Annotated in this window: 13 protein-coding genes and 1 pseudogene; 10 read left to right on the top strand and 4 right to left on the bottom strand. The window is 43.7% G+C overall.

Annotated features, from left to right (window positions below; all coding sequences use genetic code 11):
- Positions 1-95: 95 nt before the first annotated feature.
- Complete coding sequence (locus L2703_RS09320; protein ID WP_248970827.1) at positions 96-587, top strand: DUF2798 domain-containing protein; 492 nt, start codon at positions 96-98, stop codon at positions 585-587.
- 15 nt (positions 588-602) lie between these two features.
- On the top strand, positions 603-908 hold the full coding sequence (locus L2703_RS09315; protein ID WP_248970826.1) for a DUF3861 domain-containing protein: 306 nt from the start codon (positions 603-605) through the stop codon (positions 906-908).
- Positions 909-1000: 92 nt separating this feature from the next.
- On the opposite strand, the gene L2703_RS09310 is transcribed toward L2703_RS09315, so the two are convergent.
- The gene (locus tag L2703_RS09310; protein WP_248970825.1) at positions 1001-1708 is read right to left on the bottom strand and encodes a single-stranded DNA-binding protein; all 708 of its coding nucleotides are present in this window, start codon (positions 1706-1708) and stop codon (positions 1001-1003) included.
- Between the two features lie 65 nt (positions 1709-1773).
- Complete coding sequence (locus tag L2703_RS09305; protein ID WP_248970824.1) at positions 1774-3141, bottom strand: MFS transporter; 1368 nt, start codon at positions 3139-3141, stop codon at positions 1774-1776.
- 241 nt (positions 3142-3382) lie between these two features.
- Between L2703_RS09305 and uvrA the strand changes: the two genes are divergently transcribed.
- The 4 genes from uvrA (at position 3383) to L2703_RS09285 (ending at position 9714) form a co-directional block, all read left to right on the top strand.
- Positions 3383-6247, top strand: coding sequence for an excinuclease ABC subunit UvrA (gene uvrA, locus L2703_RS09300; RefSeq protein ID WP_248970823.1), 2865 nt, complete (start codon positions 3383-3385; stop codon positions 6245-6247).
- A 46-nt stretch (positions 6248-6293) separates the two neighbouring features.
- Positions 6294-7265, top strand: a complete 972-nt coding sequence (locus tag L2703_RS09295) for a M20/M25/M40 family metallo-hydrolase (protein ID WP_248970822.1) — start codon at positions 6294-6296, stop codon at positions 7263-7265.
- A gap of 253 nt (positions 7266-7518) precedes the next feature.
- Positions 7519-9360: a DEAD/DEAH box helicase gene (locus tag L2703_RS09290; RefSeq protein WP_248970821.1), complete on the top strand. Its 1842-nt coding sequence runs from the start codon at positions 7519-7521 to the stop codon at positions 9358-9360.
- A gap of 192 nt (positions 9361-9552) precedes the next feature.
- On the top strand, positions 9553-9714 hold the full coding sequence (locus L2703_RS09285) for a hypothetical protein (protein WP_248970820.1): 162 nt from the start codon (positions 9553-9555) through the stop codon (positions 9712-9714).
- 7 nt (positions 9715-9721) lie between these two features.
- Here L2703_RS09285 and L2703_RS09280 read toward each other — a convergent pair whose 3' ends face one another.
- Positions 9722-10690 (bottom strand): DMT family transporter, encoded by a 969-nt coding sequence (locus tag L2703_RS09280; RefSeq protein ID WP_248970819.1) that lies wholly within the window; start codon positions 10688-10690, stop codon positions 9722-9724.
- 209 nt (positions 10691-10899) lie between these two features.
- Between L2703_RS09280 and L2703_RS09275 the strand changes: the two genes are divergently transcribed.
- Positions 10900-12003: a phosphoribosylaminoimidazolesuccinocarboxamide synthase gene (locus tag L2703_RS09275; protein WP_248970818.1), complete on the top strand. Its 1104-nt coding sequence runs from the start codon at positions 10900-10902 to the stop codon at positions 12001-12003.
- A 226-nt stretch (positions 12004-12229) separates the two neighbouring features.
- Complete coding sequence (locus L2703_RS09270; protein WP_248970817.1) at positions 12230-14374, top strand: TonB-dependent siderophore receptor; 2145 nt, start codon at positions 12230-12232, stop codon at positions 14372-14374.
- 305 nt (positions 14375-14679) lie between these two features.
- On the opposite strand, the gene exeM is transcribed toward L2703_RS09270, so the two are convergent.
- On the bottom strand, positions 14680-17298 hold the full coding sequence (gene exeM / locus L2703_RS09265; protein WP_248970816.1) for an extracellular exonuclease ExeM: 2619 nt from the start codon (positions 17296-17298) through the stop codon (positions 14680-14682).
- Between the two features lie 331 nt (positions 17299-17629).
- On the opposite strand from exeM, the pseudogene L2703_RS09260 reads away from it, so the two are divergent.
- Together L2703_RS09260 and L2703_RS09255 are read left to right on the top strand one after the other, a co-directional pair.
- A pseudogene (locus L2703_RS09260) lies at positions 17630-17839 on the top strand (hypothetical protein).
- A 571-nt stretch (positions 17840-18410) separates the two neighbouring features.
- Positions 18411-19910 carry a methyl-accepting chemotaxis protein gene (locus tag L2703_RS09255; protein WP_346347547.1) on the top strand — a complete coding sequence of 500 codons (1500 nt, stop codon included), beginning with the start codon at positions 18411-18413 and terminating at the stop codon, positions 19908-19910.
- Positions 19911-19929: the final 19 nt, after the last annotated feature.

The following is a 19929-nucleotide window of genomic DNA, read 5'->3' as shown; positions in this document are numbered from 1 at the left end:
CATTCACAAAACACAATTAAGTTGACTTTATCAACAACTAGCAATATAGTTGACTTTATCAACATAATCTTATTTTAATTATTTGAGAAACAAAAATGAACGCACAATCGGTTATATCTATCCCTCATAGCTCTCCAAAGCAAACCCCTATCATTTATAAAATTATCGTTGTATTTGCAATGATGACTGTCATGGGCGGTTCACTCATTGGTTTAATGACCTACATCAACTTAGGGTACAGCGACACATTCTTTCGCGACTGGTTTGTCTCGTTTTTGATAGCCGCAGTTACCGTGATGCCAGCAGGGTTTATCTTAATGGCCTTTTTAACACATACCATTGAAAAATGGTTACCTAATACCAGCGAGAAAAAGCGCAACATTATTGTCGGGTTATTGATGGCAATCACAATGGAGTCTGCAATGGCACTGTCTACAGCCATTAATAATATTGGATTGAGTAGTCAAGCGGCACTGTTTAGCCACTGGCTTGATGCACTACTCGCCGCGCTACCACTAGGCTTAACGTTAATGGTCATTACCTCATTAACCATCAAACCTAAAATTGAACGATTTTTAAAAAGTTAATCTGAGGTATTTCCCATGAGCAAAGACAATCAATATCGTATTACTGTTGAACATCTTGATGAAAATCAACACAGTATTCAGCAGTTACAGTTTGAACTTCAAGACCGAGAAGATTTATTTAAACTCGTTGAAAACCTTAAAATGGGCAGTGGGCTGCCAGAGTCAGAAGCCACTCAATTAAGTGTTGGTTTACGTTTATTAGGCCCGCTGATGATGCATAACCGTAAACACCCACTGTTTATCGATTTTATGCCGCACTTTAAAACCTTTATGCAAAACCTAAAAACCACCATAAAGAGTGCACTTAACCACTCAACATAAAAGCTCAATAGTAGAGTCAATAAAAAAGCCTTGGCGTTACCGTCAAGGCTTTTCTGTACCAGTTTTATCTACATTATTAGGTTTACCGTGAATTAGAACGGAATATCGTCATCCCAACCTTCATCCAAATCTGGAGTGAAGTTTTGTGCAGGCTGTGGCGCTGGGCGCTGCGTTGGTGCATTTTGAGGTTGGAAATTACCTTGTGGAGCCGCTGCTGGCTTAGGTGCATAAGCAGGAGCTTGTTGCGCTGGCGCAGGTTGCTGATAACCACCTTGTTGACCTTGATAAGCATTGCCTGCAGATGCTGGTGCAGTTTGATTATACTGTTGAGCACGAGGTTGTGGCGCTGCTGGTGCAGGACGCGATTGCTGGCTCTGACCTTGCCCCTGGTTTTGAGCGTACTGGCTTTGACCTTGGCTTTGATTATACTGACCTTGGCCACCGGCATTATCACCTGAATTACGACTGTCGAGCATTTGCATTTCTAGGGCGTTGATTTCGGTTTTGTAGCGGTCTTGACCAGTAGCTTGATCTTGCCACTTGCTGGTCTGTAATTTACCTTCAAGATAAACCTTAGAGCCTTTTTTTAAGTACTCGCCAGCAATTTCAGCCAGGCGACGGTACATTACAATGTTGTGCCATTCAGTGCGTTCTTGCACTTGACCTTGTTGGTCTTTCCACGACTCACTTGTCGCTATTGTAAAGTTGGCTACGGCGTTGCCGTTTGGCATGTAACGAACCTCAGGATCTTTACCTAAGTTACCGACCAAAATCACTTTATTCACACCACGACTAGCCATCGAAATCTCCTGAGATTTATATCTATTTACTGTATCTGAATTCTAAACGAAATGATCTACACGATCTATTGTACAGAGCCTAACACAGCTCGGGCTTCGCTTAAATTGAATTTATCATCAGCCTTTAAATAAGCGACCTTCTCTTCAAGCACCACAATGGCTTCAACCACGCCAGCCAATTGCGACAGCTCGGCGGCCATAATTTGCGCATCGTTTTTATCTTTTATATTGGCTTCAAGAGTATAGCTTTTTAACAATACAGGTTTTTGCATGCCAATCGTCAGTAATAGCCAAACAAACATTAGCCCAAGTGCCACAAAAAACACACCAGATGCACCCACTAACTGATATGCACCACCGCCAAGCATACCGCCACAAAATGCACCTAAAAATTGGCTGGTTGAATACACTCCCATTGCAGAGCCTTTTTCACCCACAGGGCAAAATTTAGCAATTAAGCTTGGCAACGACGCTTCAAGGTAATTAAAACCAGTAAAAAACAACACAACCGCAGCACTTAACATCCAAATATTGTCGGCAAAAATGCCCATGGTTGCTAATGCCAACATCATGATTAACAGCGATAACTGGAACATGGTTTTGGTATTGTTACGCTTCACCCCAATAATGATTAACGGCACCATTAAAAAGAAGGCGCCTACAAACGCCGGGAAGTACAACATCCAGTGCTTTTCTTTAACTAAACCAGCATCCACCAAATCGAGCGGTAACGCCACAAACACCGCAGTTAATACCAAATGTAAAATAAAAATCCCCGCGTCTAAACGAAATAGCTGCGGGTCTAACAACATGCGCTTTAATTTAGTCGGGGTGGCAACCGTGTCGCCTTTTGGGGCCTGGGTTATCGGGTTGGGCACAAAAAACTGCACAATTAACATGCCCAATACCGCAAGCACTGCAGTTAATAAAAATAGCCCTGTTAGCCCCATATATTGCGCCACAATAGGCCCAACAAGTAGCGACAGCGCAAACGAAAAACCAATGCACATACCAATAACGGCCATCACTTTGGTGCGTTGCTCATCGCGAGTTAAGTCGGCAGCTAATGCCAATACGGCAGCAGCAATAGCGCCCATACCTTGTACTGCACGGCCAAATACCACACCGTAAATATGATCCGATGAAGCGGCAATTAAACTGCCGACAGCAAACAACACTAGACCGCCTAAAATAATGGGCTTGCGGCCATATTTGTCGGATAACATGCCCATAGGAATTTGTAATACAGCTTGAGTCAGTCCGTAAGCACCAATCGCAATGCCAACCCACAAGGGTGAAAATCCCTCTAAGTGCTGACCGTACAACGCGAAGACAGGCATAATCATAAATAGCCCCATCATTCGTAAACCAAACACACTGGCTAACGAAAAAGCGACTTTTTTCTCCATACCCGACAGTCCATTACTGGCCATGCAATTGCCCTTCGAAAAATGAGTGATACATAATTAGCTGCGCATATTATCACAGCGCCATAAATTAGCTCAAAAGGAAATCATAGTTTGCGACCTATACTGCATTTAGATTACCTTTTACTAAACTTATTAATGGTCGCAGGCGTATATACACCATTGATAACAAAATTGATCTGAAGTCGATTCATATCTATGCGATACTGATTATCGTTTTGTTTACAGCAGTTATAGAGCGAGATAGATGGATAAAATTGAAATACGCGGTGCCCGTACCCACAATCTAAAAAACATCAATCTAACAATCCCACGTGATAAACTGATTGTTATTACAGGATTATCTGGTTCCGGAAAATCATCATTAGCTTTCGATACTCTGTATGCAGAAGGCCAGCGTCGTTATGTCGAATCCTTATCGGCGTATGCGCGCCAATTTTTGAGTTTAATGGAAAAGCCCGATGTTGATCATATTGAAGGCTTAAGCCCAGCCATTTCGATTGAGCAAAAATCAACGTCGCATAACCCTCGTTCAACCGTGGGTACCATTACCGAGATTTACGACTATCTACGCCTGTTATTTGCCCGGGTCGGCGAGCCACGCTGCCCTACACATCACTTACCTTTGTCGGCACAAACCGTTAGCCAGATGGTCGATAAAGTTTTGGCAATGCCACAAGACAGCCGCCAAATGTTACTGGCGCCGGTAGTGAACGATCGTAAAGGTGAACACGTTAAACTGCTCGAAAGTTTATCGGCTCAAGGTTACATCCGCGCGCGTATTGACGGCGAAGTGTGCGACTTAACCGACCCTCCAACCCTAGATTTACATGTTAAACACACTATTGAAGTGGTTGTAGACCGCTTTAAAGTGCGTGACGACATTAAACAGCGTTTAGCTGAATCATTTGAAACCGCATTAGAGTTGTCTGGCGGTATTGCCAAAATCGCCAGCATGGAAGATAACAACGCTGAAGAATTAGTATTTTCGGCTAACTTTGCCTGTCCGCATTGTGGCTATTCCATGGCAGAACTTGAGCCACGCATTTTCTCGTTTAACAACCCTGCGGGTGCTTGCCAAACCTGTGACGGTTTAGGCGTACAACAATTTTTTGACCCAGAGCGGGTGATCACCAACGATGAATTATCATTAGCCGGTGGTGCGGTACGCGGCTGGGACAGACGCAATTTTTACTATTTCCAAATGCTCAGCTCATTGGCAGAGCATTACAAATTTGATGTCGAAAAGCCCTTTGCCGAACTCAGCGATAAAGTCAAAAAGATTGTCTTGTACGGCTCAGGCAAACAAAACATTGCTTTTAAGTACATTAATGACCGCGGTGACGTGGTGGTGCGTAACCATCCGTTTGAAGGCATTTTAAATAACATGGACCGCCGTTACCGCGAAACCGAGAGTAATTCGGTGCGCGACGAACTGTCTAAGTTTATTAATATGCAGCCTTGTAAAAGTTGTGGTGGTTCACGCCTACGTGAAGAAGCACGCAACGTGTTTATTGGTGAATTAAACTTGCCGCAATTAACCACCTGGTCAATTGGCGAAGCCAAAGCGTACTTTGATACTGTGGCTTTTGAAGGCCAACGCGCCAAAATTGCCGAAAAAATCTTAAAAGAAATCAGCGAACGTTTAGGCTTTTTAGTTAACGTGGGGTTGAATTATTTAAGCTTATCGCGCTCGGCCGAAACCTTGTCGGGCGGTGAAGCACAGCGGATCCGATTAGCCAGCCAAATTGGCGCAGGCCTCGTCGGCGTCATGTACGTACTGGATGAACCTTCAATTGGTTTGCATCAACGCGACAACGAACGTTTATTACAAACGCTTATTCATCTGCGTGACTTAGGCAATACCGTGATTGTGGTTGAGCACGACGAAGACGCCATTCGCCTTGCCGATCATGTTATCGACATTGGCCCTGGCGCTGGTGTACACGGTGGCGAAGTGATTTGCGACGGCACCTTAGACGATATTCTTAACTGTGAAGAGTCGGTCACTGGCCAGTATATTTCTGGCAAAAAGCAAATTCACATCAGCGACGAGCGCACGCCAATGGACCCTAAAAAAGTCATTGAACTATTTGGCGCATCAGGAAACAACCTCAAGGATGTCGATCTCACCATTCCAATTGGCCTGTTCACCTGCATTACAGGTGTTTCTGGCTCAGGTAAATCGACCCTAATTAACGACACCTTCTTTAAAATTGCCCATCGCATGCTAAATGGTGCCACGGTCGACGAACCTGCTCCTTATAAAAGCATTAAAGGCATGGAGCAATGCGACAAGGTTGTCGACATCGACCAAAGCCCGATTGGCCGCACGCCGCGCTCAAACCCAGCAACTTACACGGGTATATTTACCCCAATACGTGAGTTGTTTGCCGGCACACAAGAGTCGCGTACCCGTGGTTATCAAGTGGGCCGCTTCTCATTTAACGTTAAAGGCGGACGCTGTGAGGCTTGCCAAGGCGATGGCTTAATTAAAGTTGAGATGCACTTTTTACCAGACGTGTATGTGCCTTGTGACTCATGTAAAGGTAAGCGCTATAACCGCGAAACCTTGGAAGTGAAATACAAAGGCAAAAACATTCACGAAGTGCTGCAAATGACCGTTGAAGATGCGCGCAGCTACTTTGATGCCATCCCATCGATTGCACGCAAACTGCAAACGTTAATGGATGTCGGCCTGTCGTATATTCGCCTGGGGCAAAGTGCAACGACCCTGTCTGGCGGTGAAGCGCAGCGAGTTAAACTAGCAAAAGAGTTGTCTAAACGCGACACAGGTAAAACCTTGTATATTTTAGATGAACCAACCACCGGGCTGCACTTTGCAGACATTCAGCTATTGTTAGATGTATTACATCGCCTAAAGTCCCATGGCAATACTGTTGTGGTGATTGAGCACAATTTAGATGTGATTAAAACCGCAGACTGGATTGTCGACTTAGGCCCAGAAGGCGGCTCAGGCGGCGGCATGATTTTAGCAGCCGGTAGCCCAGAAGACGTTGCCGAGCACCCAGAATCGCATACTGCACGATTCTTAAAGCCAATGCTGGCGCTGCATCAGCAACGTAGCAAAAAAGCAAAAAATAAAAAGTAGCCTTTATATAGGTTTCCCATCCACCCGTAACGTTAGGAGTGCCGATATGCCCACGCTTCTTCCTCGTTATCAGGTGGTTGGGATGCTTTTACTGCTCTGCTTAAACAGTGGCTGCAGTGCCCGCTTACCTGAATGCTCTTCTACATTTACCACCACTTGGCCTAACGCAACTGAGCAAATACACCAAGATATCAGCATACTGACTTCTGTCGCGTTTCAAGGGCGCAAAACTGCAACACTTGGTTCGCAAGCTGCACAAGATTATATTATTTCGCGCTTTAATCAGCTTGGCCTTAAACCCTGGCAAACAGAATTTGCCATCCCCTTTAACTTCGACCATCAATTTTCAACAATCACAGGGGTTAATTTAGTTGCGACCATACCTGCAAAAATCCCTTCTCGACGCTGGCGGATCATTACCGCCCATTACGATCATCTTGGCCAAAAAGGTAGCACTGTGTTTCCTGGCGCCGACGATAACGCCTCTGGCGTAGCAGGTATGCTGGCCATTGCCAAACGCTGGCAAAAACAGACTCACTTAGATGACGTTAATTTAATGCTAGTCGCTACCGATGCTGAAGAACCCGGATTATTTGGCAGTTATGCCTTAGTGCAATTATTGCAGCAAGATCCAAATATAGAGGTTGAGCTAAGCGTTAATCTTGACATGATTGGCCACCCCAATCGGCGCCGTGCGATTTATATGGAAGGCGAAAAGAATATCGCTCAGTTTGACACCATTAAGGCGCAACTGATGCAACAAACGCAATTATGTATTCGCACTCATCGCAGAAGTTTGCTTAGCGGGCGCTTACAAAAAACCGATTGGTTAAGGGCATCTGATCACTATCCGTTTCACAAGGCAGGGTATAAATGGGTGTATTTTGGTGTGCCGCCACATCAACAATACCACACCGAAAATGACACAATAGACACATTAGATCTCGACTTTATTGTTGCCGTAGTCGAAACCGTGTATCAACTGTTAAATATTGAGAAACTCACGCAAACACCTTAAACACATCATAAAATACAACAAGCGCTCATTTTTCAACCAATTGCAGTAAGGCATGAATCAAGAATCAGGCCAATCTTTACGATTAATCAACATATTAAGGTTTATTTTTAGTTTTTACGTGGTCAAATCGCATACTTGCTGCTATAATATGCCCCCTTATCGGCGCGGGAAATCGACACGGGGTTGATTTTCTGTCTGTGAAACTTTAGCACGAGCTTCCGAACTTCGTGCGCATCCACAAGGCTACAACTCAATGTCATCCAATGAAAGAACTTTCCGCGAACTCGGCCTGTCTGAGTATTTGTTGCGTTCACTTGACGAGCTTGGTTATGAAAAACCAACGCCAATCCAGTCAGCGAGTATCGACCCGCTTATGGCAGGTAAAGATATTATCGGTCAAGCACAAACCGGTACCGGTAAAACAGGTGCATTCGCCCTGCCTTTGCTAAACAAAATCGACATGAAAATCAATGCTCCACAGATTTTAGTGTTGGCTCCAACTCGTGAACTAGCCGTTCAGGTAGCTGAAGCGTTTGGTAGCTATGCCAAACACATGAAAGGCTTCCACGTACTGCCGATTTACGGTGGTCAAAGCATGCAGCAACAATTAAACGCCCTTAAGCGTGGCCCACAAGTCATTGTAGGAACACCTGGTCGTGTAATGGATCACATGCGTCGTGGCACACTAAAACTAGACTCATTAAAAGCATTAGTGCTTGATGAAGCTGATGAAATGTTAAAAATGGGCTTCATCGATGATATCGAATGGGTCCTTGAACATAAGCCAGCTAACAGCCAACTTGCGTTATTTTCTGCCACTATGCCTGAGCAAATCAAGCGCGTAGCAAACAAGCATTTATCTAACCCTGTTAACATCAGCATTGCTGCAAGTCACACAACAGTTGAGTCAATTGACCAACGTTTTGTGCAAGTATCACAACACAACAAACTTGAAGCATTAGTGCGTGTTTTAGAAGTTGAAAATACCGAAGGTATTATCATTTTCGTGCGTACTCGTAACAGCTGTGTTGAATTAGCAGAAAAATTAGAAGCTCGTGGTTATGCATCATCTCCATTACATGGCGACATGAACCAGCAAGCACGTGAACGCGCTGTTGATCAGCTTAAACGCGGCAAGCTAGACATTTTGATCGCAACTGACGTAGCCGCACGTGGATTAGACGTTGAGCGTATTGGCCACGTTGTAAACTACGATATTCCTTACGATTCAGAAGCCTACGTACACCGTATTGGTCGTACTGGTCGTGCTGGTCGTACGGGTATGGCAATTTTGTTTGTCACCAACCGTGAAATGCGCATGTTACGCACCATAGAGCGCGCAACTAACAGCCGTATTTCACCAATGAAAATCCCAAGCCCTGAAACCGTTGCAGAGCGTCGTTTATCTCGTTTAGGCGAGCAAATTCAAGAAACCTTAAACGGCGACTTAGAGTTTATGAAAAACGCTGTCGCCGAGTTATGCCAACAGCTTGAGGTCGATACTGACTTACTTGCTGCAGCATTACTGCAACAAGTGCAACAAGAGCGCCCGCTACAATTACCAACGATTACAGAGCGTCAACGTGATTCACGTGACGAGCGAAGTGAACGTGGTGACCGTAATAGCGACCGTGGCGATCGTCCACGCCGTGAACGTAGCGATCGTGGCAGTCGCCCAGCACCAACAAGCTTTGGTAGCGCAGATGCTTTAAAAGATAACCCAGACGTGAAGATGAACCGTTATGTTATCGATGTGGGTCGCGAAAATGGTGTTGGTGTAGGTAACATTGTTGGTGCTATCGCTAACGAAGCAAACATCGACAGCCGTTTCATTGGTCAAATCCAACTATTCGACCAAGTGACTACCGTTGATTTACCAGACGGCATGCCAAAAGACATTCTATCTCACCTTAAAAAGGTACGCGTATGTGGTCGTCCACTTAACATTCGCGAAGCCGGTGATGAAGTGTTTGTTGACTCTGGCCGTGGTGCGCCACGCAAACCTCGCAGTGACCGCCCTCGTGGTGATCGTCCACGCGGTGACCGTCCTGCAGGTGCAGAACGTCGTCCACGCAAGCCACGTGATAATGGCTAATCATTGATTTGAATGACACAAAAATGGAGCCTCTGGGCTCCATTTTTGTTTTCAGTTTTTAGTTAAAGCAATTTTTTATAGGCTGAAAATGATAAAACCAATTAACACCAATTAACACCAATTAATTTGGTTACTGCAAGAATGTAGGTAATATTATCATTCTCGAATGAATTAACCCGATAGGTAATCTAAATGGATTTTTTAGTTTTCGTTGCACAAATATTTGGCTCGCCATTACTTGACGCTACAAAATCAGCTAAACAAGATAAAACCTTGTTATGGATTATTATCATTGGCGGCGTGCTTTTTAGCGCATTCTTCTTCACACTCTATTATCTTGCTAACCAATACTGAACAAATACTACAATACCGTCCTAAACGCTTTAGCCTGTTTGCGCTTTTGATACATAGGGACTATTTGCACGGCAAATACTGCACTGACAATCAATACAATGCCCATTAATGACAACATATCTATATTGGCACTGCTAAATACTCCGCTCCACCAGCCAAAGCTGACCACCAGTTCGGTCACGGTAAAACTCAACACCGGCGTTAACGACAGCATTGCACTCACTTGTGCGGTTGGCCAATAGTGCATTGCCTGACCAAAGCAGCCATAGGCAATTAACGTATTTGCACCGCAAAATAACACTATCCACCATTGGGGTAATGTCATGGCGCCAAACTGGCTAAAATCGCTAAAGGGTGCCATAGCCAAAATGCCAAGCGCATAAATAAACAGCAATACATTGCTAGGCGATAACCGTTGGCTTACCGACTTTTGTAATAATGCATAACTGGTCCACGACATCACTGAAAACTGTACAATCATAATGCCGATAAGCACTTGCTCATCACGAGCTTGATCCATATCGAGTTGCGGATGAAAAAACATCAGCATGCCCAATGCGAGTGTGGCAAAACAGCTGAGCTGAAAGGCATTAAATCGTTCTTTAAAAAACAATACCCCACCAAAAACTAAAAAGAAGGGCGCAGTTTGAAAATTAAGCTGTGCAGTACCTGGGGCTAAGTAACTCAATGAGTACACAAACGACACGTAATTACACATCAACAACACACCGGCTAATGTCAGTTTTAACCATATAGCACGAGGAAGCCCAACAAACTGCCGCAGAGCACCCACTTTCCACTGGATAAGCAAAGTCACCACAAGCGCCATCAAAAAACGAAACCAAGTTAACGTCACCGGTGTAATAAAACTGCCAGATAATTTGAGCGCTATCGGTAAGATACCCCAGAAAAATACCGCAATAGAGACAAATATCAGCCCTAAACGGTTATTGGCACTTTGTTGTTCTGCTGTCACTATTATTTACTCGTACACAATTAAGGGGATAGATTTTGCCCGATAGCCAATACAAAGTCTTTATCAAGATGAGCTTATACCACCTTTGATTGTTCGCATAATAAAAAAGGCTATTTCAGCGCTGCCTTTTCGCGTGGCAAATCCTACTAATGCAGGTAAAATAGCCGCCATAAAAAACCTATGTGCCCTACTACCTAAGGAACACTCGCATGAGTCTTGCTGATTCCGTTCTTGCAGTGAACAATGATTTACCTATCCGTACCGACAAGCCTGTCCACAGTGGCAAAGTACGCAGCGTTTACTGGCTAACCGATGCCGACAGCCGTCGTCTTATTCAGGACAAAGGTTACGATGTCCCAGAAGATACTCCACTGGCCATTATGGTGATTAGCGATCGTATTTCTGCTTTTGATTGTATTTTTCATGGCGAAGGCAATTTGCAAGGCATTCCTGGTAAAGGCGCGGCGCTCAATGCAATTTCTAACCATTGGTTTAGTTTATTTGCTCAAAATGGCTTAGCAGACAGCCACATTTTAGATATTCCACACCCTTTTGTATGGATAGTACAAAAAGCCCGCCCAATTAAAGTAGAAGCGATTTGTCGCCAATACATTACCGGTTCAATGTGGCGCGCTTATTCAAAAGGCGAACGTGTTTTTTGTGGCATCACCTTGCCAGAAGGCTTAAGCAAAGACCAAAAATTACCAGAATTACTTATTACCCCATCAACCAAAGGCATTTTAACCGGTATTCCAGGCGTGCCAGCACAAGATGACGTCAATATTAGCCGCAGCGACATTGAAGCCAACTACCAGGCATTCGGCTTTGAAAAGCCACAAGATATCGACTTATATGAAACTTTGCTCAAACAAGGCTTTAAAGTAATCTCTGACGCATTGGCTAAACTTGACCAGGTATTTGTCGACACCAAATTTGAATTTGGCTATGTAAACGACAAAAACGGCCAATCAAAACTGATTTACATGGACGAAGTCGGCACGCCAGATTCATCACGTATTTGGGATGGCCCAGCTTACCGCGAGGGTAAGATTGTTGAAAACTCAAAAGAAGGCTTCCGCCAGTTTTTATTAAACCATTTTGACGATGCCGACATCTTATTAAATAAAGACAGAATGCCTGAGCGTGAAGCCCTGGCACGTGATAATGACCTACCACTAGAAGCCATGATGAACGTATCACGCACTTATACCGGTGTTGCTGAAAAGGTAACAGGTCGCAGCATTGCACTGCCAACTAACCCTAAAGCAGACATTATCAAGGTGCTACGCGAGCAATATGATTTAATCGTGTAAGTTACCGATTTAACAAGCGCCGAAAGGCGCTTTTTTATTGCATAAAATCCCCCCATTACCCACGCCAATAACAAAAGTTCACTCTGTCAGAGACAACTTACAAAATTTACAATTGCAAATGATAATAATTTCTATTTAGTTTTGATATGATCATCAAACTGCTCTAGTGGCAAAAACATTTATAAACACAGAACAAGGAACCGTTCACAAAAAAGATGATAACACTATGAAACTAAATAAAATTAGCTTTGCTGTACTCTGCGCTATTAGTTTACATCAGCAGGCAATTGCCGCTGATGCTGACACAAAAGACACCACTCAAGATAACAAAATAGAAAAAATTGAAGTTAAAGGTAGCTATATTGCAGGTTACAATGCCCACTCTGCCAGTGGCGCTTCAAGATTAGATCTGGCCATCATTGATATTCCGCAGTCTATCTCAGTCATTACCGATGCCCAATTGCAAGACTTTCAATTACACGACATCAATGCCGCACTCGACTCAGCCACAGGTGTAAATGTTGAACGCATTGAAACCGATCGCACTTACTATACTGCCCGCGGTTTTGATATTACTAACTTCCAAATTGACGGTATTGGTTTACCACTGACCTCAGGCAATAACCACGCCGATGAAGACACCGCAATTTATGACCGCATTGAAGTTATCCGTGGCGCCAATGGTTTAATGACGGGTGTAGGTAATCCATCGGCCACCATCAACTTTATCCGTAAACGCCCTACAGCCGATAACCAACTTAGCGTCAGTGGCACCTACGGCAGCTTTAACAATACTCGCCTTGAAGCGGATGGCTCGGTGAAACTCAATGACACGTTTGCCGCAAGGGCAGTTGCCGTCACCCAGAGCAAAGACTCGTATTTAGACCGCTATCAAACCGACAAAAATATCGTTTACGTGTTTTTAGAAGCCAACTTAAGCCAAGACACTACCTTGTCGCTCAGCCACAGTTACATGAATAATGACGCAACAGGAAATAACTGGGGTGCCCTACCGCTATTTTACACCGACGGCAGCGCGACAGATTACGATAGATCGACCAATACCTCTGCAGACTGGTCAAACTGGCGAGTGATTAAAAATAATACGGTGCTAGAACTCAGCCACCACTTTAACGACGATTGGCGCTTACGAGGCACTTATTCACATAAAACGACCGACGAAGACACTGAGCTATTTTATGTTTTTGGCACGCCAGACAAGGATACCGAATTAGGCTTAACCGGTTATGCTAGTGAATATGATTTAGATGACCAAAGCGATTTAGTCGATATTTATATTGATGGTAATTTTAATCTCTTTGGCCGGGAACATCAGCTTGTTGCTGGGGTAAACTATTCAAAAATGAGCTACGACGACAGCTCACTGTACGATTACACCACTGGCAATGGCTTCCCGGCGATGCCAGATCTCAACACCTGGGATGGTAATACACCCAAACCCACCTTTAATGATGGTTTACGCGGCAGTGATGTCACCCGTGAACAACAAGCAGCCTACTTTACCGGCCGTTTTAGTATTGTGGACGATTTACACGTGATTGCTGGCGGTCGCTACAATGACTGGCAGGCAGAAGGCGAGTCATACGAGGTTGACCAAAAAGCGGATTATGAGCAATTTATACCGTATGTTGGTGCCGTGTATAACTTCACCCCTGCGCTTGTTGCCTACGCAAGTTACACCGAAAACTTTGTTGCCCAAACAGAAAAAGACAGTGTCGGTGTGTTCTTAGATCCAATCACGGGTGAAAGTCGCGAAGTGGGTGTAAAAAGCGAACTCTTTAATGGTCGCCTAATTGCCAGCTTGGCCTACTTTGATGTGAGGCAAACCAATATTGCTGTGCTCGACCCAGACACAGCAGGATTACCCATCGACATGCAAACATACTATGGCTCAGACGGGATCAGCAGTACAGGTTTTGAGTTTGAAGTCGCTGGTGAAATTTACCCTGGATTAAATGCCAGTATTGGGTACACAGACTTTGACATCGAAGGTGACGACATCGTGGCAGCCTATACTCCTAGCAAGTTAGTTAAGCTTGCCGCAACCTATGACTTTGCAACCATTGAAGGGCTTTCTATTGGGATGAACATGCGTTGGCAAGATGATATCTCGCGAAGCCAGGGGATTGTCGCTGAAGGTTTTGCCAATGCAGGCGCAGAGATCGTCACCAAGCAAGACGCTTATGCTGTAATTGATTTAATGGCTAAATATCAAATTACCGACAACTTAGGGTTAGCGCTAAATGCCAATAACGTTGGCGATGAAAAGTACATCAATAGCCTGTACTGGGCCCAAGGTTATTACGGCGCACCGGCCAATTATAGTGCGACACTAACCTGGAAAATGTAAGCTTAAACAGCCTCAATTAAAGCGTAACTGATGTAGTCAACCTGAGCTCGGGATAATAAATGCCTTTCAAACAGTCCTTTGCCCTGCTCACTGCGTTGAATCGACTTACAATAGGCTAGCTATTGACGCGTCAATTCGCCTTGTTAGCAGAACAAATGACAAGCTTGAAAGTGAGAAAGTGTAACATGTTGATTTTAAATAGCATAAGTTCATCCCTTATCCCGAGCTCAGGTTAGTCACTTACATAAAAAAAGGATGACCCAATGGTCATCCTTTTTTATTAGTGCTTAAGCCGTTAATGTAAATTAGCTACGACGGCGTAAGCCTAATGCACCTAATAACATCAATGCAAAGTAGCCCAAACTACCACCATCGCTTTTTTTCTCAGGCTCTACTGGGTCAACAGGTTCAGGGGTGACCACAGGTGCTGGGTAACTCAGTGCAATAATCACTGGGTCGTGGTCTGATGCAGAGAAGGCATTTTCAGACTTAACCAAATCACCGGTGTACTTGCTGCCATATTCAAACAGATTAGATTCAACCGAGTTAATGTGCCAGTCATCAATACCCACCACTTTTGCCGCTAAACTCGCATTACCTAATGCATGGTCTAAGTTACCTAACTCGCCGTTATAGCTGTATGAGTAAGTATCGGCACCGTGCATTTGAGTATTTAAGTTAATTAAACCATAGCCTTTTTCAATCACACTGCCTGAACGCTCATACACTTTACCGTCTAATGTGGTCCAAGAAGCGGTGCGGATAACATGATCCGTTGCCGATGCGTCATAGTCGGTTAATACTGCAACAGGATCTTCTTTGCCATAAGCATTTAAGTCACCAATGACCAGTAAATCACCATCAACATCTTTTAATGAGTCACCCAATACTTTGGCCGCCGAGACACGGAATGCATTACACTTACCTTGTAAATCAGCAGGTTCTGAATTTTCGTTAAACGCTGCCCAATCTTCAATACAACCTGAGCCTTTCGACTTAAGGTGATTCACCACAACCGTCAGTTTCTCATCATTAATGGTAAAGCTTTGCACTAGGCTATGACGCTGAAACACGCTATAGCTTGGGCTAGATTCAACCACGCCATTTTTATCACGAGTCTGTGCCCCTGCAGTGGCATGCTGCTCAGGAGTCGCAATCACTTGGGCGGCGCCATTTAAACTAATGCGGGCTGGGCGGTATAACATGCCAACCGTAATCGCATCGCTGCCAATATATTTACCGTCATATTTGTCAGCATCTTCAATTTCAACAAAGCGATAGGCTTGTTCATCTGTCAGCTCAGCATTTAACGCATCAACTAGGTTTTGAATCGCACTTAACTCACCAAAGCCATTGTTGGCAATCTCCATTAAGCCCACAACATCAGCATTCATGGCTACAAGTGCATTCACAATTTTGGTGCGTTGCAAGACCATTTCATCTTCTGTTAACGCGCCGCGGTTGCTGTTTGATGGGTTTGCATCGCCACCCACTGCGTCATTAAAGAAGTTAAGTACGTTAAAGCTAGCTACACGAATGTCGCCCATGTCTGCCACTGTTGGTGCATTGGTACGATCATCAACACGGATAAAATCGCCCGCGGTGATAGTGTTCGTCGCTAAAAGACGGTATGAGCTATAGCTGTAGCCAATCACACCTTCAAGGTTAGTTAACTGGTCACCAACGCGGATATAACCTGTTTCTGCGTTAAAATCAGGGAAGTAAGGCACTTCGCCATCTTTAGCTTTGTAATCAGATTCAACAAAGAGTTGGTTAACTAAATTAGCTTCACTCAATGCGACTGCTTGTGCGGAGTTTGGCTCAAAAACTTGAGTGGGTTTCATTAACGGCGCTTTGTGCGATAACACCATATTGTTACGGTAGCTTGAGTAGTCAAAACTAAAAGTACGAGTGACTTTCATGTCACTGCCTGCATCTAGCTTCACTTTCATGCCTTCGACGCGCTCTAATGCTTGCGCAAGTGTTTCGCCATCTGCAACATAAAATTCAACAGCGGCAGGCGCATCGCCCACAACGCCCACTTCAAATTTTTGCTCGTCTTTGATGTCTATCTGTGTTGAGCCGTAATACTCTTTAACTTTACCTTGTACACACACTTCAGTACCGGGCTGAATCGTGTCTGGTGCAGCTTCATTTAGGTAAACAAAAATACCGTCAGAGGTATAAGGTGAACCATCACCTTGCGCATCTTGAATAAAGAAGCCTTTATATAAACTGTCACTTCTGGCGCTCACAATGCCTTTAACGGTGACTTCGTTAGCCGACTCAAAACTGCCACTGGCAACTAATGGACTAGTATCACCCGCACCTTGAATATCATAAATGTTCGTTAGCGTGGCGCCGTTACAAGTAAAAGTACTTGGCTCTGGAGCCTCAGCCGCTTCAAGTGTGCCTAGGCCACTAAAGGTGTCTTTTTCTAACTCAACCCACTGGGCCGCATCGTAAGTGGTGCTAGCGGTTAATGCGTCTACATTACGCTGAACAGTGGTATCAAGCCCCCAGCCTGCTGGAGTTGGAATATCGCCAATCACATCAACCAATACACCATCTTTTAATAGGCCGACTGCATCGCCACCATTAAAGTACAAGTTGCCGGTCATTGAGTCTGTGCCCGCTGGCAAAGTAATGGCTGCACTTGGATGCAAAATCACTTTGATGCTTTTCGCTGCGATAGAATCGGTTAACTCAACCATATCTAACGCTGCGGTGTCGCCGTCTTTATAACGAACTAATTTATAACCTGTTAAATCAACGGCGGTATCACCATTGTTATACAGTTCAATCGCTTTGTTGTTTGAACTCCCTTCAACGTATTCGCTAATCAGCACATCTGCATTGGCCATCATTGGCAATGCAGCAGCCACTGCAAGTGAAACCGCCGTGAGTTTAGTCAGTCCTTTCATTTTGTAACCCCATATTTTGTAATAAAAATGCTATTTTTTTGTAATATGCGGCGCGATTGTCCCAAAGTTTTATGACATAAAAAAGAACATTGATCACATAAATGGGTTTATCAAATTCACTATCCATTTGATTATCATCAAAATTAACACCATACGGAGAACAAGGTTACAGCAATTGCAAAATACCCATTTAAAAACATCAGCTAAAGCCAGAACATATAAAAATAAAATAATTAACAGCGTGATAAATTTTGTAACACTTCTAGGGCCTGTTGATCTTTGCTGGTTGCATTTTGTTCGAGTTAAAAACGTTTTAATCGAGGCGAATGGATTGAAGCCTAGCCACCTAAGCAAAATCTATTCAACAAAGAGTAAAACGTTTTTAGCCGAACCCTGTGGGCAGCGTTTGTCGGTCATTTTTACTGCGTTATCGACTTTTTATGTAGAATAACTACACTTCAAAGTCTCTGCCTTGTACAAATGGCCAACAATTCGCTGCAAAAACAACCTTGAAAGGTCAACAGGCCCTAGGGCCTGTTGATCTTTGCTGCTTGCATTTTGTTCGAGGTAAAACGAGTATAATCGAGGCCAATAGATTGATACTTGGTTATCTAAGCTACGCTTTATTTGCGAAAAGTTATTTAACAAAGTGTAAAACGTGTTTTAACCGACACTTTCAGGCAGCGTTTGTTGAGCATGTTTACCGCGTTATCGACGTTTATCGCCTCAAGATCTCTGCCGCTGTTATGTATGTGAGTAATGACCAACCATTAGCAGCAAGCACAACCTTGCACGAGCAGCAGCCCCAAAAAACAACATAAATTAAAAAGCAAAACAGCATTGGCTAATATGGCAACACAATGCCATTTATTTCACTTGAAACAATATAAATATAACGAGATGATTAACCCACATAACACAGCATCAGGAGTAAAGACTGTAGATGTTGCCGCTCAGGTTAGAATGAATGGAATATCGGTTTTGCTATTTTGTTTAAGGCCATAAAAATTCAATAAATAACTTAAGCAATTTGATTTATTGTCGATATCAATCTAGAACATTTGTTATTGTCGTCAAAAAAATGGTCGTCAGGCTCAGTAATTAGTATCAAAATGCTGCTGGCTAATCTACTATTTGCATCTATCGTATTTACCGATTTAGGTACCCATACCATGAAAGAAGTTGATTTTAGAAGTATCGATAAACTCTTTATCAAAATGTCCATTAACGATAAATTTTGGACTATTTTTGGGCTATTTCTTCTTATTTTGGCCAGTGTTTCAATCAGCAGCTATTTCAGTAAAGTGGCTCAAATTGAACAGCAGTCAATGCAAGTATTAGAGCAAAAAACCGCATCAATGGTGCAAGCGCTTGATGCGACAGGCCAACTTGAACAAGCCGCAAGCCTGGGCTTACAGGTATCGAGCAGCGCTAAAACCAGCTTACGCTCACAAGACACTGTTACAGCAGTATACGCTTCAGCTGGCCAATATTATTCCCTCAGTGAATCAGTGTATAACCAAGAGTCTGAAGCTAAACAAGCTGCTATGACGTCAATGTTATTAGCATTTTTATGGGTTATCCCTTTTGCAATCGTTTTATATTGGAATGCCACATTCATTGGTGGGGCATTATGGGTACTTTGGAATACCACAGAAAAAATTGCCAAAGGCGATCTTACATCTCGCTTGGGCTTTCACCCTGGTCGTGATGAATTTGGCACCATAGGTTGTGCTTTAGATAAAGCCATGGATACCTTGAGTGAGCTGGTTATTGCTGTTAAAACGAGTACAGATACTTTGCACTCCACCTCAGATACGTTTGCCCGTGATGCAGAAAAAAGTGCTGAACAAATTGACTTGCAATACGCCTCGTTAGACTCTGTTGCCACCGCAATGGAAGAAATGACCGCATCGGCTGCTGAAGTGTCCAATATTGCCCGTAACTCAACTGAGCGTGTTGAACAAGATTCAGAATATACTCGCCAAAGTTACGACAGAGCTAAACGTGCAATTAATGAAATTCAAAAGCTGTCTAAATACATCGAACAAACGTCTAATTCGGTGAACACGTTAAAAGTTAACGCAACCAATATTAACGAAGTTATCACCACCATTAACGCTATTTCTGACCAAACTAACTTGCTGGCATTAAACGCAGCAATTGAAGCGGCACGTGCAGGCGAAATGGGACGCGGATTTGCGGTTGTTGCAGATGAAGTAAGAACCCTAGCGGGTAGAACGCAAGCTGCAACGGTCGAAATTCATAACATGATTGAATTGCTACAAAGTGAAACGCTCAATATCGACAGTATTACTCAAGATACGGTAAAACAAGCGCAAACCAGTAGCGACTTAATTAGCGATATTGGTACTGACATTGACGCCATTGCAGAATCATCACGTTCTATTATGGATATGAGTTTCCAAATTTCGACCTCATCAGAGGAACAAAGCGCTGTGGCAAATGACATTGCTAAAGAGCTGACTGAAATCCGTCAAAAGTCGAATATCATTCGAGGGTTGTCACAACAGTCTGCACATGGTGTGAAAGATTTATCTAAAGCCTCTGCAAGTTTAGGTAAAATTTTAAGTCGTTACCGCACCAACTAAATAACCGTTTATAGCTAAC

This window comes from Shewanella basaltis (assembly GCF_023283885.1).
GTDB lineage: Bacteria > Pseudomonadota > Gammaproteobacteria > Enterobacterales > Shewanellaceae > Shewanella > Shewanella basaltis.
Note: the sequence above shows the minus strand (reverse complement) of the source record. Positions and strands in the feature narration are given on the sequence as shown.